Source organism: Sulfitobacter sp. M39 (assembly GCF_021735935.1).
In the GTDB taxonomy this organism is placed as follows: domain Bacteria; phylum Pseudomonadota; class Alphaproteobacteria; order Rhodobacterales; family Rhodobacteraceae; genus Sulfitobacter.
In genome coordinates this window covers 20,249-46,977 of record NZ_WMDZ01000002.1, presented here as the reverse complement: position 1 = coordinate 46,977, position 26,729 = coordinate 20,249, and the positions used below count along the sequence as shown (strand labels likewise).

Here is a 26,729-nt window from a genome sequence, read left to right as displayed (position 1 = left end):
CCAGCTTCATTTGTTCCCATCGATCCATTTTGACATCAGCCCCTTGTCGCGGAAACACTCATCCGGGACGGCGCGGCGTTTGATCCGGGCGAGACGCTCGGCGAAGGCGACCTGCTTCGATGTCGGGCGGCTGTCCTGCGCGCCCGGGTTCAACTTGGCTTGTGCGTCGATCCAGGCACTCAAGGAGCGCCGATCTTGCTGAACCTCCCACGGCAGAAGCGTCTGGTTGCGCAGGGCCAGCAACCGCGCATAGGCAATCTGCTTTGGCGTCGCGGGCAGGGCGTAAGTAGTGCTTTCCATCGGGGATTTCCCTTCTTAGCTCGGTTCTTAAAAAGAGAACATAACAGGAACGAATGCAAGCCACCTCCGGAAATCATGGGGTTTGAGAGGAAGAGGAGGGCCGGGGAGGGTCAGGCCTGAGGGTGTCGGAGAGAGGGTGCCCGAAAGAGGGTTGAACCGGCTTGATCCTGTTCCTCATCGGGGTCTGATGCCGGAAAGTGCAGGATCCTGCGTTCTCATGAGCTTCGCATTTAACAATCTCCGGCATCAGATCCCTAAAGAGTGAAAGTGTCCTTCGGGTTTTGTGACTGACGGATGAGGGCCTTTGGGGTCCCTCAGATGGTTCCGGGCCGGGTTCCGGTCTGTCTTTCCTGATTAAGGGCATTCCCATGCAAACAGGTGTCTTGCGCGTGTTGCGCGCGACCGTTGCCTCGTCGTGGCGACACAAGGAACTACGCCGAACCGGCCAGACGGGGCAGTCACAACGGCGCGAGCGCGAGACTGTCCTGCGTGACCTCGGCTATCTGAAGCAGGCGGCGTCATTGCCAAACGCGCATGTGATCTGCGGAGAGGGCGGGACATTCATCCATCTTGGTTGGACCACCGTGTCGACCTTCGCGCCGATCGAGCGCTTTCCCTTGGCCACTCTTGCGGTCGCACGAGGGACCCCGTTCATCGATGTCCGGCCCGTCACCGATATCATTGCCTTCGCGAACTTGCCGCGGGTGGCGCGGGACGGATCAGACGACTCTGAACCTTGGGGTCCCGGCAGGTCCGTGTCGCTGACCACCTACATCGACATGGTCGAAGCCCTCGGTGCCAGGATCATCAACGATCCGCGGCCCCATCAGTCAGCCTGATCACCACTTACTCTCACCAAAACTCGAAAGGAGGCCAGCCATCGCCCGATCCCGCACGCCCAAATTCGATGCCTCCGAGGCCATCACAAACGAAATCATCCGCATCATTGAGCGCGGCGTCCTTCCATGGCGCAAGCCCTGGACTGCAGGCGGCAGCTCTCGTCCCCTGCGCGTGGGCGGTGAGCCCTACCAGGGGGTGAACAACTTCCTGCTGACGATGCGGACCGTGATGGCGGGCCACAGCTCTCCCTTCTGGATGACGCTGCCGCAAGCCAATGCGTTGGACGCAAAGGTCCGCAAGGGCGAGAAGTCCTCTGTCGTCGTTTATTACGGTCAAAGCCGGAAAGACGCGGGCGGCGACGAGCATGACCGCAGCGACGGGGATGATCGCTCCGGGGAAGCCCACATCTTCCGCTTCCAGAAATCCTACCGCGTGTTCAATGCCTGCCAGATCGATGGCCTGCCCGACAGTTTCTACCCCAACCCGGAGCCCGCGCCCAAGCATCCGTCGTCCGAGCCCATCCCGCACATGCAGGCGTTTTTCGATGCCATCGACATCACAACCGTCTTCACGGGCACGGAGGCGTACTATTTGCCGCCCGTGGACAAGGTCTACATGCCGTCCATCACGCGGTTCCAGGACCCGCGCAATTTTTACGGGGTCTGGGCCCATGAGCTGGCCCATAATGCCGCGCTTTGGATTATGCCGCGCTTACATCTGAGATCACTTACTTCATTAAGCTTTCATCAATCTCAGTCTGCATAAGACTCGTCGCGAGAAACAGCGGTCATTCGTGATCAAAGCAGCGAAGGCCACGAAAGAGCCCATTGCCACTGATGCTGCACAAAGCATGGAAGTCGGCTATCATGAGAGAGCCAGAAACCTTCAACAACTGGTCTGGTTTTGAATGGGGTTTGTGGCAGCGTCAAACGGGGTGGTGTGAGAGCGTACCAAAAACGAGGCTTTTTGAACCGCCCCTAAGTTCCGCTATACGGTGTGATTTCAACGGGTCGCTGCAACTGGTTTAGTGGCCGCTTTGTTGGCTACGCCTTCGAAAACTAACCCGGCAAATGATAGGTCAATGCGGATGCGATGCAGACACTCATAGCCGATTTGATTTCTGCATCGGTTCTGTCGATCAAAACCGCCCTGTTTTTCGAATATTTGAGCACAGGTCCAAACTGATCACGGAATCCTTCAACCAGCGTTGTATTGCAGTTAAAAAACAGGGCGGGCATCCCAGAAGTTCTTTCTACGCCGAGACGAATTGTGCTGCCTGTCTTTCGCCGTGTCGCGATATAAGCTGGTTCGCCCCAACGCAGGGCTTCCTCAATGATACCGACACGAGGGTCATTCGATGACACGTCGAAAATCAGCTTGCGGACATCAAGCAATACGGAACGATGTACAGGCGCAATGTTCTGGAAGACGGACAGAACTGGTTCTGAGATAACGGGAATTATACTCATGGTTAAGTCTCCACTGGTAGGAAAATGTCACTGCGCAGGTCCTCTGGTTTGGTGTCAACCGGTGAGTTGAGGTAGACTTCGAACCCCGGACGATCCGATATTTCAAAGCCCGAGGTTGGCAACCAAACACCGTAAAGCCAGCGATAGGCGTCCCTCATGTCAGCGTAAGGTCCTTTGTACTCCAGTTTGGCGAAGCTTCCTGGTGGTCTCAAAAGTTCTTCGGTGTCTTCCGGTACTTCCAAATAGTCAGGCCACGGCGTACAGGCTGCTGACCTGAGATGCTCTTCTGTGCTGAGGTCAGGGTCATCGTAAAATTCAGCCTGCATCGGCGTGTTTTCCAACAGCATATTTGATTTTGCCAACGTGCCAAAAAGCTTTCCCATCGCTGCGTCAATTTGCAGGTAAGAACCAACGTGTGGCACGCTGATACATCGGACCGCAGTGTGATGCTCGATACTGACTCCAAAGCTATTTGCATTCCCACTCGAAATAGCTGCCTTGAAGGCAGCGTGGCTGCCGCTTTGACGATAGGCACCCGGTGCTTTGCCATATGCTTTACGGAAAGCACGAGAAAAGGCATCTTGCGAACTGTATTGTGCCAATCTCGCAATCTTGGATATCAGCATATCTGAATTGGCCAAGCGATCCGCGGCGCGCTGCAAGCGCAGGCGACGCAGCGTGATAGCAACTGTCTCGCCGCTCATCGCAGTGTAAATCCGGTGCCAATGATAGCTGGAGAGACAGGCCACATTTGATAAATCATCTATACCAATATCGGTTTCCAGATTGGCATGCAGGTATGCTGTGACCCGATCCAATCGCTCACGGTAGCTCTGTTGGGTTGTTCTCAAGATGTGCTCCACTTCACATAGTTCGGCAATCACGTACTTGGCCGGAGCCGCCCCGGTTCTTGTCGAGTTGCAAGAAACTCAACTTGTGACTGACGGAATAAAAACTTGCGTACACCAATCGCTAGCAACAAAAACACCAATAGCGAAATGAAGACCAGCATAGTGCTCGACTTGAAGGTGGTGGCAATCGAGCTGAGCAACGTAACTATTTCTGGGATTTCAGGAAACCGCAGCAAAAGGGTAATTATCAATCCGTTCTCGATGTAATCAGCCCCACTGCTAATCAGTGGTAAAACCCCAATCCACCCAAAAATATCCCTACGAAATGGTGTTTTGCTTAGAAGCCACAGCCATACCGCTGCACCTCCCAAGCCGTATAGAGCGGGATAGATCATATCCAACGCCAAATGGTGGCTAAGATAATAGCCCCGACCTTCATCACCAAGATTGGTCAAAAACGCCCTAGCATAGTCGACATCATAGCCTGAAGTCATGAGATCGAAGGGCTTCAGGCCACCAGAATATTGCACCACCTGAGGTATGGTAACAGTGAGCATAAAGACATTGACGAGGTTTGAGATGATGAAGAGTGCCAGGGTCTTTTTGCCGTCCGGGACTTTACCAAAAAGAGATGCCCTTCCGGCAACCTCGTCATCTCGACGCGGTTTGTTCGATAACATGATTTCCTCCAGATTGTGTCGTTCGTCTCAAAGATAGGTGAACGACAACCGACAAATCCTGCTAACTTACATGCGAGAAGTTTGATGCTTCTCGAAGAGGTTCAGCTTTATTCAGCGCTCTTTCCTGACTCGCACCGCACCCACAACCGTTCCAAAATCGACCGATATAGGCGAAGAACGCGACCTACCAGATGTTGTCTTTAGGCACCCTCAACACCGCACACGGCATCCGCGAGGCCCAGAAAACGTGGAAGCCAGCCAACGCGCCGATCTGGCCGCTCAGCCGGGTCAGGGTCTGTCAGATCGTCAAGCGGATCATGGTCGAGGCCGGGAATACCTGATTCCCCAAGCCGCAGCCCGAAGGGCTTGTGCCACGGGTTCGGAATCAACGCTACGGTGAACGGCATTCCGCTGCACATGCTCCAGAAATGGATGGGACACGCGCAACTCAGCACCACGGCGATCTATGCCGATGCCTTGGGCAAGGAAGAACAGAACATCGCGGTCAGGATGTGGGGGTAGGCCGCCGGTTTCGAACTGCGCGTAAAGAAGTCGAAGGTCCGATCCGAGAACCCGTCAGAACGGGACGCTGAAGGTTCTGGTACCGTAAAACCCTTGATTCTGCGCCAAAAAGGGTAGGAGGGGCAGAACGTGTGGCCAGAAAGGAGCCCGCAATCAAACAAACGTATCTATTTCCCCCACGGCGCACATCGAAGGTTGACACCCGAGCACCCGCATCCATAACCTAAGGTTGAACTAAAATAGGTTAATAAGTATGTTTGCTGTGGATGATAGAAGAACATCTTACCCGGCGCTCCATGGCGTTATCTTCCTTATCTCATTTTCGAATTACATATTTCATTTGCTTGGATATTATATAGATCCATTCGTATTGGCATCTGGAACGATACTCAGCGCCGAAATATCTGAGGTAGCCTCCACTGAAGAACAAGGCTTACTTCAAGTAAAGTCGACACTCAGCGCTCTGTTCTTTGTTTTTATACAAGCCATAGCCTCAGCAGCTATTATTGCATTTCTATTATATCGGCACATCAAATCATTTCTCTTTCCCCTTCGCTGCAGTGAGGTCGAGAGCATTCAAGTGCTTATGTATCTATTAATTCTATACATTATATCAGCATTTATGCTCACCCCCTACGGGCTAAGCATGTTCTCATCGAGCACATCAAAGCTAAGTGCAGGACCTTATTGGTTAACACTGCTTATACTGACATTTTTTTGGCCGCTTATCTTAAGTGGCTCAATTTTAAGTCTTTTGGAGCCGTCTAAGATAAGTGGATCGGTAGGAAAACATAGCGCGATTTCTCGCACTATTAATCAACGCAGAAATGGCCGCTAGTGCCAGAAAATCCTTCAGCGTCACTTCAACAAGTTGTTTCAGATTCCTTTGCTAGCCTGCTGAACTTCTCTGGCTCTGGCCTCAGCGGAACGGCTGCCGTAGATCAACAGGCGCTAAGAGCCGCCGCCTTGAACGATTTTACAGATGCAGTGGCAACGGCAATCAACGACTTTTACCCGGGACAGTTCAATCCACAATTACTTGCTCGTACCCTTGCTGGCACTAACGCTGCTGTTGGCACGCTGTTAGAGGTTCCAGAAATCGCGGCGGCAATTGCTAATGGGGAAGATGTTTCCAATCAAATCTCAGGCGCCATTGCTTCAGTTTCAGGCGCTGCTTTAGGAGCGGAGATTGCAGGCGCCTTGGCGGGTGGTATTGCCGCGACGCTGATTGGCCCAGGTGTAGTGGCCGGAGCAGTTGCAGTCGCTGCTGCCGTTCTTGGGGCTTACGTAGTAGGCTCTCTTGCAGAATCCATCGTTGAGAATCTCGGCGGGCTGTTCAACCCGCGGCCCATCGATCCTCTCGTAATTGATCTTGACGGCGATGGCGTCGAGTTGACCTCCCTCGAGACATCAAACGCGTATTTCGATCTTGACCACGACGGATTTGCGGAGAATACAGGCTGGGTGTCCGGTGATGATGGATTGCTTGCTATTGATCACAATGGAAATGGCTCAATTGACGGAATACATGAGCTATTCGGATCTGAAAGTCAAACTGGCTATGAGCAGCTTGCTTCCTACGACACCAATTCAGATAGCCAAGTCGACAGCCAAGACACTGGATTCGGTAATCTTCTAATCTGGCGTGATCTTAATGGTAACGGGTTAGCAGAGGTCGGTGAGCTTACATCACTCTCTGCAACAGGAATTTCTTCAATTGGACTTATCGTTTCAGATAGTAATCAAACTGTTGCGGGGAATGAGATCGTTGAAACTGGAATTGTTACATTTTCTGATGGATCGACTACTATTTCTGCAGAAGTTCTTTTCGACCTGTCACAAATTAACAGTCAGTTTGTGTTGCCCCAAAACTTCAGCTATAATGATGATGTTTTTGTATTGCCGTATTTACAAGGTTTCGGGGTAATACCTGATTCTTGGGTTGCCATGTCTATGGATACGGATCTTCTTACGGACTCGAATGCGATTATTGCTGCTGCCCGCGCAGGGATCTTTGTGCAGGCGGCTGTAGATTTCGAACGACTCCTGTTTGAGCAGGCAGGAGTGGAGAATGCGACTTGGGGAACAGCAGAAGGCGATACTGCAACAATAAGTGCGCCGCGTTTCAGTTTTCTTGAACACCTCATGGGCCAGAGTTTCAGGGGCGCAGGCTTTCCGATGGAAGAGCAGTTAACTACTATTTTGGACAGTAGCCAAGCCGCTGATCTGAACAATGCCTTTGAAGACGTTCTAGACTACTATTGGTCGCGCTTCCTGGTCCAAGCCGCGAATACACTGCAACTCCAAGAAGGCGCTGGCGCTGATCTGGGGTCCTTGGCCCCATTCCAGAACATTTCATTGAGCGCTTCCACCGATACCATCGTCGGGAATTTTAGGGCGTTGGCGGTTGATCTCCTGAATCAGGAAGGTCCGGCGAACTACCAAAATGCAATCGATGTGCTTTCCTCCCTTCGAGATCATGGCGACGAACTCGCTGCGATCATCCACATCGAGTTTCCACAAATCAGTTCCAGCGTTCTGACGGATGCGTTCGGCGCAACAATCATCGACGCTGGCACGGCGAGTGCCGATACCATCACGGCGAATGGCGACGGTTGGACCTGTCGCGCTTTCGTGCCGCCCCAGGTGCTCGTTTAGGCCACCTTGCGTTCGAAAGCGACAGGGCTTTTCCAACCCAATGCTGAGTGTCGGCGTCGCGGATTGTAGAAGCCGTTGATGTACTCAAAGATCGCTATCTCAGCTTGCCTGCGCGTTTCCCATGACTGCCGCCATATCAGCTCGGCTTTTATGGTTTTGAAGAAGGTCTCGACGGCGGCATTGAAGCTCCTATATTCGTCAAGCCTTGATCTGGGACGATTTTGCGACGCAAAGCTGGCTATAAATTTCGCGCACGATGTAGCGTTTTAGGCAACGAATAATCTCGCTTTTGCTCTTCCCGTCTTTTGTGCGTTTCTTGACATAAGCCAGTGTCGGTTCGTGGCTTCGCATCCTGACAATGGCAACACGATAGAGGGCAGCATTGGCCTGGCGATTGCCGCCCCGGTTCAGTCGGAACCGATGTGTTTTCCCACTCGATGCCGGAATGGGACAAACCCCGCAAAGCTTAGCGAAGGCAGCCTCTGATCGAATGCGTGTTGGATCATCGCCAACGAGGATCAGCATCTGTGCGACCGTCAAAGTGGCAATGCCGTGGGATGCCATTAACTCTGGTGCGCGTTCTGTGACAAGCCGTTCCAGTTCCTTATCGTGCGCAATAATCTCTTCGTGCAGCCACAGCCAACGACGCGCCAATGCACGCATGGCGGCTTTAGCAGAGGCCAATGGATTGTCGATATCACCAGGTCGAAAGGCGGCGATGTGCCGGATTAGTGCGATTTTCCCACGGATATGATTCAGTGCGTCGCGCAAATCGGCGGGTGCATTTATGATCAGTGTTTTCAGGGTGACCATTGCCTGCGAGCGCGATTTAACTGCGGTATCACGTGCAATCTTCAGATGGCGAATCATTTCTGATGACCCCGTCTGTGTCTTCGGTCGTGCCGTAGCTTGCCCAGAAAGAACGGAACGTGCGGCACCTTCCGCGTCCAAACTATCTGTCTTGCCCTGCGTGTATCGCAGTTGCCGATTTGGACGCGTGACCTCAATGACATTGTGGCCGTGGGCGAGCAACGATCGCGAAAGACCTGCGCCGTAAGAACCGGTGCCTTCAATCCCGAATGCCTGAACTTTCCCAAGAGACTGAGACCAACGCTCCAAATCTAAATACCCCTTCGGATTGGTTGGAATGGAGAGCGTCGCTAAGCGGGTGCCTTGCGTATCAATCGCCACAGCGACGTGGCTGGCCTTGTGCGTGTCGATGCCGATAATTACTGGATGTGTAGTCTTCATGATGCCCTCTTTGCTAAGAATGCCCAGGCACCGATCCGAGGGGACAGGACTGTGATGGGGCGTACCCGTCAGGCTCCTATAAGGTCACATCTCGCCCGTTGCCGGGGCGACTTGATGGTCGACACGTCAACGCAATGACACGCAGTCAATCGTAACATGGGTCAGGCCATCAAGCCGCAATACCATACTCACAATCATAGCAATTTCCCTTGCCAGACATCGACACCTTGAACCCGTGCTGGCGCAGGATCTTCTGGTAGTCGTGCGAACAATATTGCGACCCACGATCCGTGTGATGGATGCAGTCCTTGGGCGGCTGACGGAACGCGATGGCCATCTTCAAAGCCCTGATCGCAAGGTCGCGTTTCATCCGGTTCGAGACCGCCCAGCCAACTACACGCCGTGAATGCAAGTCCAATATCACAGCCAAGTACAGCCACCCCTCGCGCGTCCAAATATAACTGATATCGCCTGCCCACTTTTGGTTGGGCGCATCAGCGTTAAAGTCACGATCCAGCAGGTTTGGCGCGATATTGAACTTATGATTGCTGTCCGTTGTCGCCTTGTATTTACGAGTTCTTACGACCGATATGCCGTTCTGACGCATCAGCCTGCCTACGCGGCGGTGCCCTACATTCAGACCAATTTCCTTCAGCTCTTCGGTCATACGCGGCCTGCCATAACTGCCCAAACTGAGACGGGATTGTTCTTTGATATGGGCCAGCGTAACCAAATCAGACCGCTGCCTGCGGCTGGCTGGACGGCTACGATGCGCCCGCAAACCACGCGGGCTGACTGCCATAACCCGGCACATCAGATTGATGGAAAATGTTGTTCGGTGTTCTTCAATGAACTTAAACCTCACGGCTTTTGGCTCGCAAAGAACACCGTGGCCTTTTTTAACACTTCTCGCTCCTCCTTGAGAATGCGGTTCTCACGACGCAAACGGTCATTCTCTTCGGCAAGGCTAAGATCCTCTTTTGACACCACATCCGTGTCTCGATGTGCAGTGATCCATTTGTTCAGCGTCGACATGCCGACGCCCAGATCGTCAGCCACCTGTTTGCGCGTCAGTCCACTGGTTAGCGCGATACGCACCGCATCAGCGCGGAATTCATCTGTGCGTTTCAGTCCCATAGTTAGTCTCCTTTGTTGCAGTAGATGCTATCAAAGGAGCGGCATCAAACCGCGACAGGTCCATCGTGCAGCTGCGCGAGATCGTCGGCGCCATCGAGCTGATGAGCGAGGCGGCGGCAGAATGCTACGAGATCGAGACGGGCCACGCCTTCATCCCGGCAGCCGGGTCGCGCGCAAGCGTCCGGGCGCAAGAGACCGGGGCGGTCTTCGAGGCACGGCAGCTCCTCGATCAGCACGACCGCGAGACTGCCGAGAAGTCGAAAGTCGAGGGGGTGCCCCTGATCGTCTCAGGCGCCACCGACTGGACCGATGTGGATGTGATCTTCAACACGCTCGACAAGGTTCGCGAGCGGATCAAGCAGAACCGCAATCAGGAGATCTTCCTCTGCCACAAGGGTGGCAAGCACGGGGCGGAGATGATTGCGGCCCGGTGGGCCCGGGCACGCGGGATCGCGCAGGCGCGCTTCGATCCGCGCTGGTCCGCACACGGCCGGGCGGCACCGTTCAAATGCAACGACGAAATGCTGGGCGACAAGTTCGCGGCGACGGGGGTTGTACTCTTCGGCGGCAACGGGGTCGCGCTGAACCTCGGGCAGAAGGCGGAAGCGAAAGGCCTGACGGTCATGCGGGTTGCTGACCCGGCTAAGAAGACTGCACAGGATTAAAGAGAGGGGGTCGCGCTTGGCGCGGCCCTTTCGTCATGTCTCATGGCGCCTGCGGTCGGTCACGCATGATCGGCAGCTCGCAGCAGCCAGCACCGTCACCCCTCTACCCGGTCCGTCAGAGTGCGGCCCATCCGCATCGGTACGGGCTGGGGATGGTACGCACCTCACGCACATCGTCAGCAGCGCAAGACGCGAGGGGTCGAGACGTCGCATATGAGGCTGAACACCTGCACGTCCCTCGGGGCGTGTTTCGGAACATCGCATCCACGCGGGCGGGCTCCGTCAGCACCCCGGCCAGGCTCGGCGGGACGCGGACGCGGAGGATGGCGGCTGCGTGATGGCAAGGGTCATCCGGATCACTCCTTTTTGCTTATAGATGTGGATCGCACGGGGTCGGCCCAATCGTGCCCTCCGCTTCGCTTCGGCAAGCACAAATACGGCTTCCACGGTTGGCCGCGGACCCTCCGCATTTGCGCTTGCGACCGGGCCTCTTGCCCCCGTGCCGGGTGATCCCCATCGCAACAAGGAGTAACCCAAATGACCAACCACTACGTCGCCACCGTCCCCGTCAAGTTCACCGATACCGATGGCCAGGAGCGCACCCGTTTTCAGCGCGTGGGTGCGATGTTCCGCAACACCCGCAACGGGGATGGATCGGAGTTCTTCAGCCTCAAGCTCGACTTCCCGGTCGCGGTCTCGGAGCTGGTGATGTTCCCGCCGAGCGCAAAGGATCCCCAGGACTAAATCCTCTGACGAGGATGGGCCGCCCCAAGACGATCTTGGGGCGGCCCGATCCCTGTTCCAGGGATGCCGGTCCCTGCGCGTTCAACGGACGCACTCCGCCCGGAATGATCAGGCCGCGACAGACCGGCCAGTCAGCCTCAAGGGGGCCATCCACAAAAACCTATCGGCCAGGGCCTCCCGGTTTTTGCGGCAGAGATTTGGCAAGCCAAATCTGGCCCTCCTTGACCCTGCCTGTCCGCCCTGTCGGTGGGGTTTGCGCCCGCCCGCGGTTCCGTCCGAAAACATGCGTGTTCGGCCAGACCCCCGGGCGGGGCTGACGGACGGGGGTCCTGGCGTTCGGATGGTGTGCCGGTGGTGTCCGCTTCACGCCGCGTCCCTGCGGGCCGCGGCGTGAAGCGGACACCAAGGCTGCCTGAGCCTGAATGCAACGTAAGTATATAATTGACAGCGCGGTATATTATCGTAAGGTGGGGGCAGCCTTGGTGGAAGGTGGCAGGAAATAGGGGGTCTTTCTTCGCATGTCGCGCTCAAAACGTCTCACAGATGCAGACCGCATGGAGATCGTTCGCGAAGCCGCAGAAGGCGTTTCCACTTCAATGCTGGCGGAACGGTTTGGCGTGTCGGTGCGGGCGATCCAGTACACGCTCAAAGCCGATGCCGAGCGCCAGACGGATGCCGCGATCCCAGTCTCAGCGGTCAGTGTGAAGGTCACGGCTGCGGAGCTTGAGGCGCTCGACGCGGTGCTGGCGAAGGCGGGGGTCGAGAGCCGGGCCGAAGGGCTGCGGCGGCTCATTCAGGCGGCGGGTGGCGTGTTTGTTCCGGACGCGCAGATGGCGGCCGAGATGGCGCGTTACCGCGCCTCTCTGCACGAGGTCGGCAATGGGGTCGCGCAGATCGCCAAGCAGATGACGCAGGCCAACCGGCGGGAGCAGGGGGCTGGCCCGGAATTCACCGAATTGCGCCTCGCGCAGATGCGCGGGCTGGCGCGGTTCATTCTGGATTCCGCTGACGAGATCGATCTGCTCCTGCGCCGCCGTCGAGACGCGATGCAGCTGCAGGCCACGGCCGCGCTGAGGGAGTTTGCCCATGCGGCTGAATGATGCCGTCCATGCCGTCACGGGCGAGGTCTTCCGGGATGGCTGGAGCCGCGTCCGGGGCTCGATGCAGGGGCTGCACGCGGCCAAGCAGACCCAGCTCATGCGCGCGGCAGCCGGGCACCGTCCGGCGGTCTTCAAGGCGATCCGGGGCGGGGGTACGCATACCAAATTTCAGCTCGCAAACCAGCTCGATTACCTCACCACCAAGTCCACACATATCGTGGACAGTAGCGGGTTCCTGGATGGCAAAGCGAAGCTCGAGTCGGGTGACATCAAGGACCTGACCGAGCGCTTTGCCAAACGGTGGGATGCGGGCTTCAAGCCCAAGCTCGGACAGACCACCCACATGCTCATGTCCTTCCCCATCGGCACGCGCGGCGAGGATGTGCGCGACATCGCGACGGCTGTGGCCGAGCGGTTCTTCCAGACCGACGCGGGGCATTTCGACTACATCATCGCAGTGCATGAAGACCGCGATCACCCGCATGCGCATCTGGTGCTGAACCGTCGCTCGCAGGAAGGCGAGTTCTTCTTTCTGGGGCGCAACCATCGCTTCAACTATGACGACTTCCGGCTCGCCATGGTCGAGGAGGCCGAGAAGTACGGTGTGCGCCTGGAAGCCACACGGCGGGTGGATCGCGGCGTCGTGCATTACCCAGCCCGCACCAGCGAGGTTTACGCCGCGAAAGACGAGGGCCGCGCGCCCCGCGAGCGGGAACGCGTTGGGACCGACCTAGCCCGGACACTGGCGGAGATCGCCAACACCAGAACCGTTTACCATTCGCTTGCTGCGGAGGCCTCCCGGGAGGCCCGGGAAGACATCGCCGCGGCACTCTTCCGCGCGGGCGAGGTGTTGGCGCGCGGCGGGCAGGTGGACCGAATAGGAGATGTGTATATGGCCGAGGATCAAAGTTTCGAGGATCTGAGAAGCCTCTATGCGGAAAAGCTCGCGCGGGTGCAGGGCATGATCGCCGAGAAGTCTGACGCGGAACGTCCCGTGCTGGAAAAACGTCTCATCGAGATCCAGACGCAGGTCCAGCACATGCAGCCCTTGGGGCTGCGATCATCCACGCTGTCAGAGACTCCCTCGGAGGGCGGGATCTATTCCGAAGCCAATATCGACGCCAGCCAGCGCGAGCGTCTGGCAGAGCCCGACCTGAGATCGCGCATTGACGCGGCAATACGGGGCACCGGGATCAGCACATCGGAAGTGGTGGCCCGGATCGAGACGGGTGCCTCAAATGCAGCGCTCGAGCATCAATGGATCGCCGACGATCTTGCCAAGGTGGCCGAGGCGCGGGAACTGAACCTTGAACGCCGCGCCGATCTGGAACAGGCCCGCGACATTCTCAACGATGTGCATGTCGAACTTGGCACGCTCTTGGAGCGGGAGAACGTGCTGCGCCGGGATGGCGTCATGGAAGCGGAACCGGTCAGCGAGCAGTTCCATTATCATGAGGGCGCGGTCCGGGCGATGGAAGGGACAATCCGTCAGGAGATGCGCGCAGACGGCCTGACCGCGCAGCAGATCGAAGACCGGGACTGGGAGGTTGTCTCACGGGCGGAGCGCCGGATCGAGACGGAGCAGCGCGCGTATCTCGAGGCACACCCGGACTTGCTTGCACGCCCAAGCGATGTAATCGACCGGTCTGATCCCTACAGGGAGACCATCACCGATGCGGCCCGCGCCAGCGAGATCACCCGCGAGGTCGACCGGATCATGGAGGGACGCGACCTCCGCACGCCTGTTGCAGATGCTGTCACGGATGACTTGCGCGCGCGCTATCCCGACATGCCGTCCCACCTCTCCCGTGGGCTCGGCGCGACCTATGCGGCCGTCGTCGATATACGCGACACGGAGGTCATCAATCAGGTCCGCCGCGAAACCGAGATGCGCGACGGGCTCAGATCTGGCACGCGCGACGAAGTCCTCACAACCCGCGATGAAACTGCGCCGCAGTCTGAACGTGCCGACCGCCTCGCAGACGAGATTGCGCGTGTCCTGGACCATGAGCGGGCGGGGGAGTTGTCCGCCCCCTTCGAGACCGAGGCGGAGCGGGACGCCTTCCGTGGCGAGATCGCGCGGGTGCTGGATGACCCTCAACTTGAGAGGCTCACATCTGGCGATGCCGATGCGCTGGAAAAGGTTCTCGAGGACCGCCTCGACCGGCTCTATGTCGCCAAGGTCTACCTGCAATCGGATGCAGCGACGGCCAACACGGAGGCCTTGCGCCAGGTGGTCGATGATCTTGCCGACACCGAATACGAAAAACACCGCACGACAGACGTGGATGGCGAAACCGAGCGGGGTCAGGTCCATTGAGCGCCTCCATCGGAAAAGCGCGGATCGCAACCGGCGTCTTGCTGGTAACGCTGGTGACCGCCGCCATGGGCTATACGATCGCCTCGGCGGTGCTGACCTACCAGGATCTCGGCTTCGGGGCCGAGATCGACTTTGCCTACATCGCGCAGAACTATCTGGCGATCCTCGATCGCCGCCCTGAGGATGCGCAACTTATTCACCTGATCATCGGCAGCTTCGCCGCCGCCGGCCTGATGCTGAGCCTCGCCCTCTCGGGGTCCGCCCTGACACGGTTTGGCCAGACCCATTGGCAGACCGCGCGCGAGATGAAGGCCAATGGCTTCTTCGGGGCGCCGGGCACCGGGTTCATCCTCGGCAAGCTGGGGCCGCCGGGGTCCCGCGCCAATTACATTTGCTCGAAGGTTTTCCCGCATGCGCTGATCGTGGCGCCCACGGGCCGCGGCAAGACCACGGGCTTCGTCATTCCGAACCTGCTGACCTGGCAAGGCTCCGCCGTGACGCTCGATGTGAAGGGCGAGTGCTTTGAGGCCACGGCCCGGCATCGCGCAGCCCAAGGCGACAAGGTCTATCGCTTTGCCCCCACCGATTGGGAGGGCAAGCGCACGCATCGCTACAACCCGCTCCTGCGCATCTTTGAGCTGAAAGATCCCGCGCGCCAGCAGATGGAATTGCAGCTCCTGGCGACGCTCTTCCTACAGAGCGACAATGACCGGGTGCAGGGGCTGCTCAAGGGCGGGATCGATCTCTTTGTGGCAGCAGGCCTGCTGGCGTTCCAGCGCAAGCGCCCCACCTTGGGAGAAATCTACCGCATCGCGGCCTCGGGCGGGAACAAGCAGAAGGAGTACTTCGCGCGCGGCCACGAGGTGGATAACAGGGCCGCCAAGCTGATCTTCACCCGGCTCGCCTCGACCAACAATGATACGCTGACCTCCTACGTCTCGCTCCTGATGACCTCGGGGCTCGATCAATGGCAGAACCCGGCCATCGACGAAGCGACGTCCGTGTCGGACTTTGATTTCCGAACGATCCGCAAGAAACCCTTTTCGGTCTATCTCGTGGTCCAGCCGCTGATGGTCAAACCCCTCGCGCCGCTGATCCGGCTCTTCTTCTCCGACCTGCTCTCGGCCATGCAGGAGAAGGACCCCGGACCGGATGAGCCCTGGCCGGTGATGATCATGCTCGACGAGTTCAACCGTCTCGGCAAAATGCCGATCGTGGTCGAGAGTATCGAGACGCTGCGGACCTACCGTGGTCACCTCGCTGTGGTCACCCAAACCATCCCCGCCCTCGATGAAATTTACGGCGAGAACACCCGGCGCGCCCTGCAGGGCAATGCCGGTGTGAAGCTCTACCTGACGCCTTCGGATGAAAAAACCGTCGAAGAGCTGAGCAAGGCGGTTGGCAAGACCACGAAGACCGTCATCACGCGATCCCAGTCCATCGGCAAGAACCCCTTCGAGGGCCGTAGCCAGTCCACCCGGACCGAAGAAAGCTCTCTCCTGCCCGAGGATGAGGCGCGCCGCCTACCGCTCGACGAGATCGTCATGGTCATCGATGCCCAGATGCCGGTCCGTGCAAAGCGGATTCAGTATTTTGACGACCGGATGTTCAAGGCGATCCACGCGGCGCAGACGGGGGAGTTGCCGTTTCCGAAGCCGGGGGGAGGGGGGCCGCAGGGCACGCTGCCGCTAAGTGTTCAGGCGATGCCGATGACACCGCCTTCAAATGGACCAGGTGGAGGTGAAGCCGATGTGGAAACCGCACGCCAAGATGTTGGCAGTCAAACGTCAGAGCAAACTGACGTCGCCCCAAAAAAGACCGCGCCTGTCGTTCAAGCCGTCATCGCCGAGGAACAGCGCCAGATGGAGATGGACTTTGGCGGTCAGGTCGCGGGTGCCGAGGCAGCGAGCGTTGTTGATGAGGCGCAGATGCGCTCCGCTGTCGATGGCTTGGACGAAATGGAGGCGATGCTGCGAGAGGACGGTGGTCAAAAGCTGGTTGCTCGGTAGCGTGGTGAGGATGGTATGTCTGTCGGGAACGGCGGGAACCAGACATTCGCTGCGGGTGCAAATATCAAAAATTAGATCTTAAAAGCGGACATTCGTTTCGTATTGTAGTCCATCTAAGATCGATTGAGCCTGTTCTCAATTTCATCGGTGGGAAACCGAATGCCATTCCAAGGGCCGCCTCGAGCGAAGATCGTCACCCTTATGGACGAAAATGTTGGCTCCAGTCGGACAACCGACTAGCGCTGATCGCCACAGGCGACGCTCCCGAAACATTTTTACTTTAAAAGGCTTAGACTTGCACACGCGCACGTTGCTGCAGTCGTGCATAGAGCTCAACTTCGGCTTCATGCTCAAGTTCCACAACGATGGCGTAGCGCTGCCGTACTTCTTCGTCTGATGCCCATCCACCAACACATCGCACCACAAGAAAATACTCAGCACCATATTGAGCCGTATCTTGGCTAAACTTCACGCTTGAAGTCTGAATCGTATTTCGATCGCGGCGATTAGGGCCAGGTTGCAAGTTGCACTTGCACCGACCTTCGATCCCCGGAGGCTCAGTATCTGCTCCGGTATGCGATCGGAAATGCTCGAACACCTGATCGGCCGGGCAACCTCGGATCAAACGGTAGTTCATCCGCGTTCCAATATACTCTGCCCGTGTGCGTTTCACAGGAGGGTCAAATGCCAAGGACACATGAATTCTTCGTGGCCCATTGCCCTGAAAATCACCCGGGATGGGGACTTGGTAGACAGCAAATTGATCCATCCCAAGGCTGTCTTCGGCAAAAAGAACAACACGATGATCGTCCGAATAACTGGCTTTCCCAGCGTTCACGAGGCCGTTGCCGTAAATCTGTTCCCGCTCAACATCAGCGATGCCGCCCAACCGCTGTAATGTCGCCTCCGGAACTTTGGCTGACCCAGCCATAAGTGCTTTCACGAGATTGGCAGACGCATCGGGTAACGCTCTTAATATCTGTGCGGCCTTATGGGCAAGGTGTGGCCCAGCAAAAGACGTGCCGGTTTTACTGACGAGAAGCTGTCGCTGGAAATCCGCATGAGTTGTCAGGACACCAGCATTTGGCAGGACGGGGGCGCGTTGCAAGCGCCGTCCAACAGCATCAAAAACCAATGTACCGCCATAGTCGACAAAATCGGGTTTTTTGATGCAGCCCCCGCCTGGCCCCGTTCTGGAGAAAGGCGACGGCTCGTCAGCTGCAGTGATGCTTTGAATGTGAGCATCAAATTCATGTTGCGGACTAAGCCCATTGGAATTTGCGAGAGATCCAACGGTGACGGCGTTGACGGCACCTGCGGGTTCACAAACACGGTTTGCGGATTCTAAGAGGTAGCGTGGATAGTGGGTGACACCTTGTTCAAGCGCATTGCCCCCCCGAGGGTCTCGGTTTCCTGCAGACACGATGATCAAAACGTCAAGCTCACGAGCAAGTTCATCGAGAGTCGTAGCCCACGGACCAACCCGGCCACGCTCAAAGCGTGCCCTCACATCGCCCAAGGAAATGACAAAGAGACGGCAGCCATACGTGTTTCGCAGGCGTTCAATCGTGATGCGCATTTGCGTGGGCAGCGTCCGACGGTCGTAGAACTGGCCCTGATCCGTGACCACTTTTGCAGAGACGATCCGGGCGGCAGGTTGCAGTTCGGGCAAGTCCAATTGATGACGCAGATCACCGAAGCGGGCCATACCTGCGACCGGCGTTCCATGGCCATAGACATCGGCCGTTCCGAGCACGTCCGGAAACCCCTCTTGAGCAACTATTCCACCGGTAAGCAACGGGTTGTCGTTTACCCCACTGTCCAGAATGCCGACAATTGGCAAATCGTCGGGCTCATCAGCGACAGGCGGAAGATCTCCGAGAGCAAATTCTTCGGGTGGCTCTGCCACGATGTCGGGTTGGGGTGGAAAATCAACGAAAGCGACCTGTGGAATCGCAAGAATAGGGCGAATTGTTTGCCCCCGCGCTCGGACGCGGATGATCGTGATCGATGGGCCGGAATAGAGATCATAAAGCTCCCCGCCTTGTTCTTCGACCCAGGCAACAATCTCTTCGGCAAGGTTGCGTCTTGCTTGCGGTGCACCGAACTCCCACAGCTCGATGTCGACGACATATTCAGTATCATCTTGAAAATTTTCGGCCTCAACGAAACCATCTTCGCGTGCACGAACGCCGATGCGATCGCGCGGAGCAACTGTCGCAATTTCGTCGATCCGATTGATAAAACCGGCATAACGACGGTTGATCTGCCCGTTTGGGATTGGCCCTTCGTACTCATTGAGCCGGTAGCGGAAATCCTGCAAATCATCCGTCGAGGAAAATAGGACAAGGGTATTGTCATCGTCCGTGGACAAAACGGTCAGCCCGAGACCTTCCCAGTCTTCCTCCATCGTTGCGCCGTCCATCTCAACGCGCAAGATGAGTGCCGGATCAACAAAACGGGGCGGGCGTTGCTGCGCGCGCTGTTCTTCAACGGCACGATCAATTTCTTGTCGGACGCGCCCACCGTGACCACCACCTCTGCCAGGGGCGGCGGGGATCATTCCATGTTTGCGGCGATCAAAACTCTCGGGAAGACGCACCAAAGGCAGGTGCTGATGTTGAGGCACGGTTCATCTCACGCTTTATGGGTTAACTTGCGGATGCGCATACGACGACGATCGGCATATCGAATGGCTTCCCTAAAATGCTTTTTGGAAATTGTCTTGCGGCGGGCCAAAACCGCCAGTTTTTTAGCTTGATTGCAGATCTTCTCTAGCTCTGCGTAGGAATAATCGGTCGTGCTCTGAACCATGTCTTCGATGTCGAAATCAAGGGTCACGTTCTTCATCGCATTGATAAGGTACTTCCGCGTCATATTTTCGTCGGGATGATCAAACCAAACCACTTCATCGAACCGCCGCCAGATAGCAGGATCCAACTGTCCGTCCAGGTTTGTCGCTGCAATCAGGAAACCGCTCGGCTGAATTTGATCGATGAATATGAGCAGTGAATTCACAACGCGTCTCAGTTCGCTGTGATCATTACCTTCTTCTCGCGAACTTGCGAGGGCATCAAATTCATCAAAAAACAAGACGCTGGGTTGTCGACGGGCAAACTCAAAGGTCTTGCGGATGTTGGTGGCGGTTTCGCCAAGGAATGACGAGATTAAGCGGTCCAGTTTGACATGGAAGAACGGCAAGCCAAGCTGTCCTGCAAAGATCTCTGCACAAAGTGTCTTGCCGGTGCCAGGTGGACCGCAAAAAAGAAGCTTTGAACGCACGGGTAATCCGTTGCGCTTGATGATTTCACTCTTCCGGTACTCTTCAATCAGTCCTGCAAATAGACTGACGTTATCGACAGTGAGTTGGATATCTTGAGGATTGAAGCGAGGTTCAACTCGCTGGATGAATTCACCGGCATCGTCAGGGAAGGGAAGGAGCCGGTTCAGTTCCTTGGGCGCCGCTGCGCTAGACAATCCGTGGAGTGCTTTGCGCAGACCGTTGGCGAGAACCTTGTTATTTTTCTTCTCTTCCTCAGCGATTATCTGTTCCACAACGGTGCGAAACTCATCGTCCCGACCGTAGTTCAGCAACAGTTTTTTCATCAATTCGCCGCGAGCCATGAAGCACCCTCCTAACATCAAGCTTAGCGTGAAATTCGCTGGCTGGCCACACAGTATTGCCATGAAAACTGGACGCAGCACATCCTGTGACATCAGCCGCGCAAGTTGAAACGATATCGCAACCAGCCACAACATATTAGCCGCTGAAACATGGCTTTGGCAACGACAGCGCTAACCGAAATCAGTTCATTAAAATCACTCTTCGCCAATGTCAGCAATGGAGGCCGCGACCGCGGTATTCCGTGACGGCGGTGGACGTCAGCTTTGGGCCGTTCTCGTTGCCATTGCAGGTCTTGTAAACTTAACGCTGCCAGATATCTCGGCGCCCCTAAGGGCGCACTTATGCAAAGCCAACTCCTGCGGTGTTGAGATATGCCAAAACTGGTCCCCAAAGACTCCCGGTTGAAAAGACGGCGGACGCGGTGGCCCATGTTGCGGCATTGGTCAGCGCCAGCGAGTGGGACGCCCACATCAAGAGAGATGGGAGGTTGCATGGCCACTAACACCATGCCGTGAGGACGATCAAACACAGTGCCAAGTGCTCTGCCAAGGCGGGGGACCGACGGGCTGACGCCCGCTCACCCCAACCCTAACGATTTCCAAATTTTGTTGATCCGCCTGCCATCCCGGCAGGTCCGAGAAAACCGGCAAGCGCCGCCTGCGGCGTCGGTTCCGGTCGAGAATTCCGGTTCCTCCCACGCGCAGGCGCGCGGTTCCCTCCCAAATTCACGCCCTCCACCCGGTTGTCACGGCCCCGCCAGGCCGCAGGACGGGCTTTGCCCTTACCTGCTCCGCCCTTCGGAATGCATGGGCATTCCAAAGATCAGAACAGGAAGGCCCGCCCATTGGCGGAAAGGGGTGCAGACCCGGACCGCGTCACGCGAAGGAGGGTCACAAATGACCGCAGAGAAGTTTGACGTTTATTCCCATGTTACCAACCAGATCATCGCGCAGATCGAGGCGGGAACGCCGCCCTGGCGCAAGCCGTGGACCGGTAGCGGTGCATCGGTCAGCTTGCCGGAACGGTTCAACGGCGAAGCCTATCGGGGCATCAACATCCTGATGCTTTGGGCCACGGCGATGGCCAAGGATTATAGCTCAGCTCGCTGGATGACGTTCAATCAGGCCAAGCAGCTTGGGGGCCATGTCCGCAAGGGCGAGAAATCTGCCACGGTCGTGAAATACGGCACCGTCGAGCGCGAGGACGAGAACGGCGAGGAGCGCCAGATCCCCTATGCCAAGGCCTACCGCGTCTTCAATGCCGACCAGATCGAGGGCTTGCCCGCAGAATTCTATATCCTGCCTGGTCCGCCCCGTGATCTTGGCACCGAGGTCGACCCCGCGTTGGAGGCGTTCTTTGCCGCGACCGGCGCGCAGATCGACAGCACTGAGGAGCCGCGCGCCTATTACAACATCAAGACCGACCGCATCCACATGCCGCCGATCGCAACTTTTCACAGGGCCGCAGGATATTACGGCACCTTGGCGCATGAGCTGACCCACTGGACAGGCGCAACAAAGCGGCTGGACCGCTTGGGCCGGTTCAACGACCGCAAGGCTTACGCGTTCGAGGAGCTGGTCGCTGAAATAGGGAACTGCATGCTTTGCGCGCAGATCGGGTTGGAGCCTGAATTCGACCAGAGCGCGGCCTATGTTGAAGGATGGCTTGAGGCGATTAAGGAAGACAGCCGCGCGATATTCCGCGCTGCGTCGGAGGCGCAGAAAGCCGTGGACTACATCATGGACCGCACCGCGCGGGCCGACCGGATGGCCGCTGAGTAACAGCTCGCACCGCTGAAATGATCAAGGCCCCCGTCAGCAGGCCCGGCGCTTCGCGCGGACGGGCATGGAATGCCCGCAGGGCGATCTAGTTAAGCCCGAATCTGGATTTCAATCTGATCTGGTTGAACCCCCAGAGTCTTGGCCAACATAGACTTCGCCTTCTGTATGGTCAGAGGGCCGTCCAATCCTTCCGCGCTAAAGGTTTCCTCTTCGGTTTCTGAAATTGGGTCCGAAACCAGTTCGATTTCGTCCGCCTCACCAGCGGCAACCTGTCCGAGGCTAACGCGGCTATACGACCACTCAAAGCGGGAAGAACTGCCTCTTCGCCCTACGATAAACTCACCGCAGCCCGCTTCTTCGAGGGCTTTCGCCAATGATACGGCTGCACTTCGGGAAATCCCTAGTCTGGCAGATATTCTTTCGATGCTTGTTGCTGTCGCATCTCGCCGGAGCGATGCGACCCAATCAAACAGTTTCTTGGCGTTGTCATCTCGTTCGTAAAGCGCTTTCACGGCGTCCGCGATTGCTGGTTGGAAATTGTCATTCATATAAAGTCCTTTCAATATAAAGCATGTCTTATTGCCTGATAAGAACAATATATTGATTATTAAGGCCCTTGTCAAGCATATAAGGGCTTTTAAGTGGCTTTAAGTCATTTTAATGGAGTTATGAGGTATGATGCTTCTCTATTCGAACCTTGCGATCCAAAACTCCGGTACCAGTAGAATGTGATTCTACTGATAGGGTTTCCGCCTGGGAGGGACGCACGTGAGCCTGCGCAACGACATGCAGCAAGCCTTGGCTGACTGGGCGGCCACCGTCCCGGAAAACTGGCGGGAGGCGATCATTGCCCCCAATCTGGAAGCAGATAAGCTCGTTGGGGCACAGGGCGAAGAAGGCGCTTTTGCGCCCTACCCACCCCTGCATGATGCTGAAGGCGCGAGACGTCTGTTTCTCCCGTTCACGGGACTGCTGCCGACCGATGTTCGAGTCGTCCTTATTGGCCAGGACCCGTATACCGAACCTGATAGAGCGACCGGGCGTAGCTTTGAGGACGGTGTCGCGGGACGGATATCGGAAACTACTCGGCCTGCTCTCCGGCGTCTGGTGCAGTCGGCGGTGGCCCTTGGGCTCTTAGGTGGCCCGGAGCCTTGGCGGAATCTTCGTGCGATGTTAGGTGACCCGCCCCCCCAGACAGTCAGATTTTTCGACTGCCTCCAGGAGCAGGGAGTGCTGTTCGTTAACGCCAGCTGGACCTTCACGCACAAGAAGCACCAAAGTGCGCATAAGGAGATCTGGCGGCTTGTGACCGAACACCTCCTGCGACAGATCGCGGCGGCGCAAGGCGGGACTGTTTTCTTGCTGCTCGGTAGAGAAGCGCAAGATGTGTTCCGACGAAGCATTCCGGAACCTGATGACTTTCCGCGTACCGCCTCCATCGCTCACCCGCATCCTACTGCGTATAGGGGGGGTACGTACTTCAACGGTGCCAACCCTCTGATCAGCGTGAACCAAGCCCTCCAAGCCATGGGCGAGGCGGAGATCGAATGGTGGCCTTTCCCATGATGGATTCCGCTCAGTTCTGCCACAAACGGTGGATTCCGCCGGTGTCAGAAACGTGTGAGTTTTGACCGACTTACGCCAGACAGTGGACCTTCACCGGAAGGCCGGTCATTGTCGGAAGTGCGGGACGTAGCGGACGTTCGTTATGTCAACCGAAGCAGTTCTTTGTGCGACTGATCTACTGCGAACCAAGCTGAGAGTTCGACGGGCTCAGGGTCTGGATTTTCAGCAACAATGAAGTGGAAGGATGCGGCGGGTGATGAGGGAAGCCGGTCGATCTTAAGCGTCATTGATTGGGGTCCGAAATCGACGCTAAGGATGTCTGCGAAGCCCATGCCGGGATAGCGAATATCCAGTGCCTGACTGTCCTCTGTTCCGATGACGACGAGGCTTTCTCCGTCGCTCCATTCTTGCGCATCAAGATACTCACCTATGCATGCACTCGCTACGGCTTCTGTAGCGAGTTCCGCATGCAATCGGAGGCTTTGTAGCTCCTTGCCCTGCCGAACCTGAAGCAGCACCGCCGTGCATGTCGATGTGATCATCCCTGCAGGTAGCTTCGGAGCGAATGCTATACCTCGCAGCGATATGTCATCGTCCACAAGGGAAGCCCCAGTCACCTGTGCCTCAAATGACAAGAATCCAAGTTGTGTTGGCAGGATCAAACTCTGACGTATTTTGATCATTAACTCATCCTCATACCCATTGCACATTCCGAAGATGTAGCTTCGGGCAGACGGCGAATGACCGCAATGGGCTGATACTGTTGAAAAACTCCAAGCTGCGAAAATTACTTTCGAAAACTGGAATATCATTCTCGCAATCGACCGATCGGAAGATCGCGTTTTGAAATGGAGCCTTCGCGGAAGATATTCTGGCGATCCGGTGAGTTTGTGCAACGAGGTGAGTTTTTCAACAGTATCGGCTCGAAGAAGACCCTCGTCACGCGCCGCGAAATGGGCTGGTATGCGGGCATTGCCGACACTGCCATGATCTGAAAAGGTTGATGGCATGGAAATCCCGGACCTCCCTCCTGATCTACGGTTTGCTCGGCTTGGTAGCGATCCCAGTGAGATTGACTTTGCCTTCGAAGCCAAACGAGCGGCTATGAGGCCGCACATCGTAAAGCGATGGAATTGGGATGAAGCATTCCAACGAAATATGCATGCGCGCAATTACAGCGAGAAGCCGTTTTTCGAGATAAGGCGCGCGGAGCACAAACTTGGAACGTTATCGTTTCAGAGGCTACCGGATCATCTACGGATTGGAGAGTTTTACCTGTTCCCGGAGCATCAAGGCTGGGGAGTAGGGTCTGCCATTCTCGCGCACTGCCTCGCGATGGCTGATGATATGAGGTTTCCTGTTAGACTGGAGTATTTGCACTGGAACCCGGTTGGCTCGCTCTATCGACGGCATGGTTTCAAGGAAATCAGTCGCTCTGAGACCCACTGCTTTCTACAACGAGAAGCCGTCTTATATTAGGCCTGTTATCGGGCTCGAGCGGAGATGCGGCGGCGCAGCAGACCGGCCGTATGGCGTCATCGGCCATGTGCGCCGCTTTTCCGGCACAGAGCTAATCTCGGCTGGGTCGGTAATACCCCCTAAAAATAGTGGTGTTCAAAAGTAGAATTTTCTCGGCAAGATATCTGAGGAGATTTACGATGAAGAACGGACGATTTAGCGACGCGCAGATTATGGCAGTGTTGAAGCAGGCGGAGGGCGGTGTGCCAGTCTCAGAGCTTTGCCGCGAGCATGGAATGAGCAGCGCCAGCTTTTATAAGTGGCGCGCGAAGTTTGGCGGGATGGATGCGTCATTGATTTCCGAGATGAAGGATATGGCGGAAGAGAACCGCCGTCTGAAGCGCATGTATGCTGAGATGAGCATGCAGAACGATCTGCTGAAGGAAGCGCTTGGAAAAAAGCGTTAAGGCCGTCTCTGCGACGAGAGATGGCCATGAATGCGGTCGCACGGCACGACGTAAGCATCGCGTTGGCGTGCAGGACGTTCGGGATCAGCGAAACCTGCTACAGATACAGCCCAATCCTGAGCGATGAGAATGAAGAGATCGCCGATTGGCTGGAACGTCTGACCGCAAACAAGCGTAACTGGGGCTTTGGCCTGTGTTTTCTGTATTTGCGCAACGTGCAAGGCTATGGCTGGAACCACAAACGGGTCTACCGGGTCTATTGCGAGCTGGAGCTAAATCTGCGGATCAAGCCAAAGAAACGGCTGAAACGGGACAAGCCCGAGCCTCTGGTGGTGCTGACAGGCCCAATGAGACGTGGTCGATGGATTTCATGGCGGATCAGCTGGCAGATGGGCGCTTGATCAGGACATTGAACGTGCTGGATGACTTCAATCGTGAGGGCATGCATCGAAGTCGACTTCTCGCTGCCCGCAGAGAGGGTGGTCAGAAGCTTAAACCGCATCATCGAATGGCGCGGTCAACCGCAGACAATTCGCGTCGATAATGGCCCAGAATATATTAGTGGTAAGCTGATGGAATGGGCCGAAAAACGCAATGTTCGACTGGAATACATCCAGCCAGGCAAGCCACAACAAAATGCCTACATTGAACGCTACAACCGCACCGTTCGCGGCGAATGGCTTGGGCAATACATCTTCGAAACCATCGAGGAGGCACAAGACCAAGCAACTGAATGGCTCTGGACTTACAACAACGAGCGACCCAACATGGGCATCGGCGGCATGACACCCGCCATGAAACTGAAAACAGCCGCCTAAATTCTACGGCTGGTCCCCATTAAAAATGGGGGGATTACCTGTCCGCTGGTCTGGCAGCACTACGCGCCGCAGTCGATAAAGACCGCAGTGGTGAGCGTGGGGCTGAGGATGTGCGGGAGCGGTTGGCCGGTATCTTGGACAAGGGCAGGGGTGAGGAGCGGACCCTCGACGATGGCAAGGAAGGATACAATTATGCCCGTGAGCGGTTGAAGGGCATATTGGACCGTGATGCGGGGGGTGTGCCACAGGCGACCAGCCACAAGCTGGACGGGCATTCCGAGTTGGAGCAAGGCGTTGAACCTGGACCGAAGCCTTCAATCAGGGAGAGGCTGGACAACGTGTTGAACAAGCCGCGCGAAAAGCTGGACATCGAGGATGACCGAGAGCTGGAACGGGACGATAAGGAAGAGGAAATCTCGCGGGATGTGGACCGAGGGAGAGGTCATAGCTTATGAAGCAAACCAACAA

20 protein-coding genes and 5 pseudogenes are annotated in these 26,729 nt (G+C 56.6%); 13 read left to right on the top strand and 12 right to left on the bottom strand.

The window, feature by feature from the left end:
- Positions 1–6: 6 nt before the first annotated feature.
- The gene (locus GLP43_RS15180; protein ID WP_007120638.1) at positions 7–300 is read right to left on the bottom strand and encodes a hypothetical protein; all 294 of its coding nucleotides are present in this window, start codon (positions 298–300) and stop codon (positions 7–9) included.
- 368 nt (positions 301–668) lie between these two features.
- Between GLP43_RS15180 and GLP43_RS15175 the strand changes: the two genes are divergently transcribed.
- On the top strand, positions 669–1,139 hold the full coding sequence (locus GLP43_RS15175; protein WP_237280018.1) for a hypothetical protein: 471 nt from the start codon (positions 669–671) through the stop codon (positions 1,137–1,139).
- Between the two features lie 40 nt (positions 1,140–1,179).
- A pseudogene (locus tag GLP43_RS15170) lies at positions 1,180–1,824 on the top strand (ArdC family protein); the annotation flags it as partial.
- Positions 1,825–2,198: 374 nt separating this feature from the next.
- On the opposite strand, the gene GLP43_RS15165 reads toward GLP43_RS15170, so the two are convergent.
- The 4 genes from GLP43_RS15165 to GLP43_RS15150 form a co-directional block, all read right to left on the bottom strand.
- On the bottom strand, positions 2,199–2,609 hold the full coding sequence (locus GLP43_RS15165) for a DUF1801 domain-containing protein (protein WP_237280017.1): 411 nt from the start codon (positions 2,607–2,609) through the stop codon (positions 2,199–2,201).
- A 2-nt stretch (positions 2,610–2,611) separates the two neighbouring features.
- Positions 2,612–3,493 carry an AraC family transcriptional regulator gene (locus GLP43_RS15160; protein WP_237280016.1) on the bottom strand — a complete coding sequence of 294 codons (882 nt, stop codon included), beginning with the start codon at positions 3,491–3,493 and terminating at the stop codon, positions 2,612–2,614.
- The gene (locus GLP43_RS15155) at positions 3,490–4,140 is read right to left on the bottom strand and encodes a hypothetical protein (RefSeq protein WP_237280015.1); all 651 of its coding nucleotides are present in this window, start codon (positions 4,138–4,140) and stop codon (positions 3,490–3,492) included. Before GLP43_RS15155 ends, GLP43_RS15160 begins: the two co-directional genes overlap by 4 nt.
- A 200-nt stretch (positions 4,141–4,340) precedes the next feature.
- Entirely contained in the window at positions 4,341–4,547 is a 207-nt protein-coding gene (locus GLP43_RS15150) for a hypothetical protein (RefSeq protein WP_237280014.1), read from the bottom strand.
- A 952-nt stretch (positions 4,548–5,499) separates the two neighbouring features.
- Here GLP43_RS15150 and GLP43_RS15145 point away from each other — a divergent pair.
- A complete protein-coding gene (locus GLP43_RS15145; protein WP_237280013.1) occupies positions 5,500–7,320 on the top strand; it encodes a hypothetical protein in 1,821 nt (606 codons plus the stop codon).
- On the opposite strand, the pseudogene GLP43_RS15140 reads toward GLP43_RS15145, so the two are convergent.
- The 3 genes and pseudogenes from GLP43_RS15140 to GLP43_RS15130 all read right to left on the bottom strand — a co-directional run.
- Positions 7,317–7,502 (bottom strand): annotated as a pseudogene (locus GLP43_RS15140) (IS3 family transposase); the annotation flags it as partial. The gene GLP43_RS15145 and the pseudogene GLP43_RS15140 overlap by 4 nt on opposite strands.
- 16 nt (positions 7,503–7,518) lie before the next feature.
- Positions 7,519–8,571, bottom strand: a complete 1,053-nt coding sequence (locus tag GLP43_RS15135; protein WP_237280012.1) for an IS110 family transposase — start codon at positions 8,569–8,571, stop codon at positions 7,519–7,521.
- 193 nt (positions 8,572–8,764) lie between these two features.
- Positions 8,765–9,708: pseudogene (locus GLP43_RS15130) on the bottom strand (IS3 family transposase); the annotation flags it as partial.
- A 65-nt stretch (positions 9,709–9,773) separates the two neighbouring features.
- Here GLP43_RS15130 and GLP43_RS15125 point away from each other — a divergent pair.
- From GLP43_RS15125 to GLP43_RS15105, 5 genes and pseudogenes are all read left to right on the top strand, one after another.
- A pseudogene (locus GLP43_RS15125) lies at positions 9,774–10,373 on the top strand (DUF2493 domain-containing protein); the annotation flags it as partial.
- Between the two features lie 537 nt (positions 10,374–10,910).
- Positions 10,911–11,117 (top strand): hypothetical protein, encoded by a 207-nt coding sequence (locus GLP43_RS15120; RefSeq protein ID WP_007120662.1) that lies wholly within the window; start codon positions 10,911–10,913, stop codon positions 11,115–11,117.
- A gap of 518 nt (positions 11,118–11,635) precedes the next feature.
- Positions 11,636–12,217 (top strand): helix-turn-helix domain-containing protein, encoded by a 582-nt coding sequence (locus GLP43_RS15115; protein WP_336885974.1) that lies wholly within the window; start codon positions 11,636–11,638, stop codon positions 12,215–12,217.
- On the top strand, positions 12,204–14,537 hold the full coding sequence (locus GLP43_RS15110) for a relaxase/mobilization nuclease domain-containing protein (RefSeq protein ID WP_237280010.1): 2,334 nt from the start codon (positions 12,204–12,206) through the stop codon (positions 14,535–14,537). Before GLP43_RS15115 ends, GLP43_RS15110 begins: the two co-directional genes overlap by 14 nt.
- An 8-nt stretch (positions 14,538–14,545) precedes the next feature.
- Complete coding sequence (locus GLP43_RS15105; RefSeq protein ID WP_237280045.1) at positions 14,546–16,546, top strand: type IV secretory system conjugative DNA transfer family protein; 2,001 nt, start codon at positions 14,546–14,548, stop codon at positions 16,544–16,546.
- A 289-nt stretch (positions 16,547–16,835) separates the two neighbouring features.
- Here GLP43_RS15105 and GLP43_RS15100 read toward each other — a convergent pair whose 3' ends face one another.
- A complete protein-coding gene (locus GLP43_RS15100) occupies positions 16,836–19,175 on the bottom strand; it encodes a S8 family peptidase (RefSeq protein ID WP_237280009.1) in 2,340 nt (779 codons plus the stop codon).
- Positions 19,176–19,183: 8 nt separating this feature from the next.
- Positions 19,184–20,170, bottom strand: a complete 987-nt coding sequence (locus GLP43_RS15095; RefSeq protein WP_237280008.1) for an AAA family ATPase — start codon at positions 20,168–20,170, stop codon at positions 19,184–19,186.
- An 897-nt stretch (positions 20,171–21,067) separates the two neighbouring features.
- Here GLP43_RS15095 and GLP43_RS15090 point away from each other — a divergent pair.
- On the top strand, positions 21,068–21,952 hold the full coding sequence (locus GLP43_RS15090; protein ID WP_237280007.1) for an ArdC family protein: 885 nt from the start codon (positions 21,068–21,070) through the stop codon (positions 21,950–21,952).
- 89 nt (positions 21,953–22,041) lie between these two features.
- Here the strand turns inward: GLP43_RS15090 and GLP43_RS15085 are convergent, their stop codons facing one another.
- Positions 22,042–22,500: a hypothetical protein gene (locus GLP43_RS15085; protein ID WP_113913515.1), complete on the bottom strand. Its 459-nt coding sequence runs from the start codon at positions 22,498–22,500 to the stop codon at positions 22,042–22,044.
- 220 nt (positions 22,501–22,720) lie between these two features.
- Between GLP43_RS15085 and GLP43_RS15080 the strand changes: the two genes are divergently transcribed.
- Positions 22,721–23,518 carry a uracil-DNA glycosylase family protein gene (locus tag GLP43_RS15080; RefSeq protein ID WP_237280006.1) on the top strand — a complete coding sequence of 266 codons (798 nt, stop codon included), beginning with the start codon at positions 22,721–22,723 and terminating at the stop codon, positions 23,516–23,518.
- A gap of 140 nt (positions 23,519–23,658) precedes the next feature.
- Here the strand turns inward: GLP43_RS15080 and GLP43_RS15075 are convergent, their stop codons facing one another.
- Positions 23,659–24,528, bottom strand: a complete 870-nt coding sequence (locus tag GLP43_RS15075; protein WP_237280005.1) for a hypothetical protein — start codon at positions 24,526–24,528, stop codon at positions 23,659–23,661.
- Between GLP43_RS15075 and GLP43_RS16380 the strand changes: the two genes are divergently transcribed.
- The 3 genes and pseudogenes from GLP43_RS16380 to GLP43_RS15065 all read left to right on the top strand — a co-directional run bounded on the left by GLP43_RS16380 (position 24,527) and on the right by GLP43_RS15065 (position 26,716).
- Positions 24,527–24,997, top strand: a complete 471-nt coding sequence (locus GLP43_RS16380; protein WP_443069483.1) for a GNAT family N-acetyltransferase — start codon at positions 24,527–24,529, stop codon at positions 24,995–24,997. The two genes, GLP43_RS15075 and GLP43_RS16380, sit on opposite strands and share 2 nt — an antisense overlap.
- Positions 24,998–25,176: 179 nt before the next feature.
- Positions 25,177–26,261 (top strand): annotated as a pseudogene (locus GLP43_RS15070) (IS3 family transposase).
- A gap of 110 nt (positions 26,262–26,371) precedes the next feature.
- Positions 26,372–26,716 (top strand): hypothetical protein, encoded by a 345-nt coding sequence (locus GLP43_RS15065; RefSeq protein WP_237280004.1) that lies wholly within the window; start codon positions 26,372–26,374, stop codon positions 26,714–26,716.
- Positions 26,717–26,729 lie beyond the last annotated feature (13 nt).

Coding starts and splice junctions, on each gene's coding strand:
- GLP43_RS15180 (WP_007120638.1), bottom strand. CDS start 300: ATGGAAAGCACTACTTACGCCCTGCCCGCGACGCCAAAGCAGATTGCC.
- GLP43_RS15165 (WP_237280017.1), bottom strand. CDS start 2,609: ATGAGTATAATTCCCGTTATCTCAGAACCAGTTCTGTCCGTCTTCCAG.
- GLP43_RS15115 (WP_336885974.1), top strand. CDS start 11,636: ATGTCGCGCTCAAAACGTCTCACAGATGCAGACCGCATGGAGATCGTT.
- GLP43_RS15090 (WP_237280007.1), top strand. CDS start 21,068: ATGACCGCAGAGAAGTTTGACGTTTATTCCCATGTTACCAACCAGATC.
- GLP43_RS16380 (WP_443069483.1), top strand. CDS start 24,527: ATGGAAATCCCGGACCTCCCTCCTGATCTACGGTTTGCTCGGCTTGGT.
- GLP43_RS15155 (WP_237280015.1), bottom strand. CDS start 4,140: ATGTTATCGAACAAACCGCGTCGAGATGACGAGGTTGCCGGAAGGGCA.
- GLP43_RS15110 (WP_237280010.1), top strand. CDS start 12,204: ATGCGGCTGAATGATGCCGTCCATGCCGTCACGGGCGAGGTCTTCCGG.
- GLP43_RS15085 (WP_113913515.1), bottom strand. CDS start 22,500: ATGAATGACAATTTCCAACCAGCAATCGCGGACGCCGTGAAAGCGCTT.
- GLP43_RS15175 (WP_237280018.1), top strand. CDS start 669: ATGCAAACAGGTGTCTTGCGCGTGTTGCGCGCGACCGTTGCCTCGTCG.
- GLP43_RS15135 (WP_237280012.1), bottom strand. CDS start 8,571: ATGAAGACTACACATCCAGTAATTATCGGCATCGACACGCACAAGGCC.
- GLP43_RS15150 (WP_237280014.1), bottom strand. CDS start 4,547: ATGCCGTTCACCGTAGCGTTGATTCCGAACCCGTGGCACAAGCCCTTC.
- GLP43_RS15095 (WP_237280008.1), bottom strand. CDS start 20,170: ATGGCTCGCGGCGAATTGATGAAAAAACTGTTGCTGAACTACGGTCGG.
- GLP43_RS15120 (WP_007120662.1), top strand. CDS start 10,911: ATGACCAACCACTACGTCGCCACCGTCCCCGTCAAGTTCACCGATACC.
- GLP43_RS15075 (WP_237280005.1), bottom strand. CDS start 24,528: ATGCCATCAACCTTTTCAGATCATGGCAGTGTCGGCAATGCCCGCATA.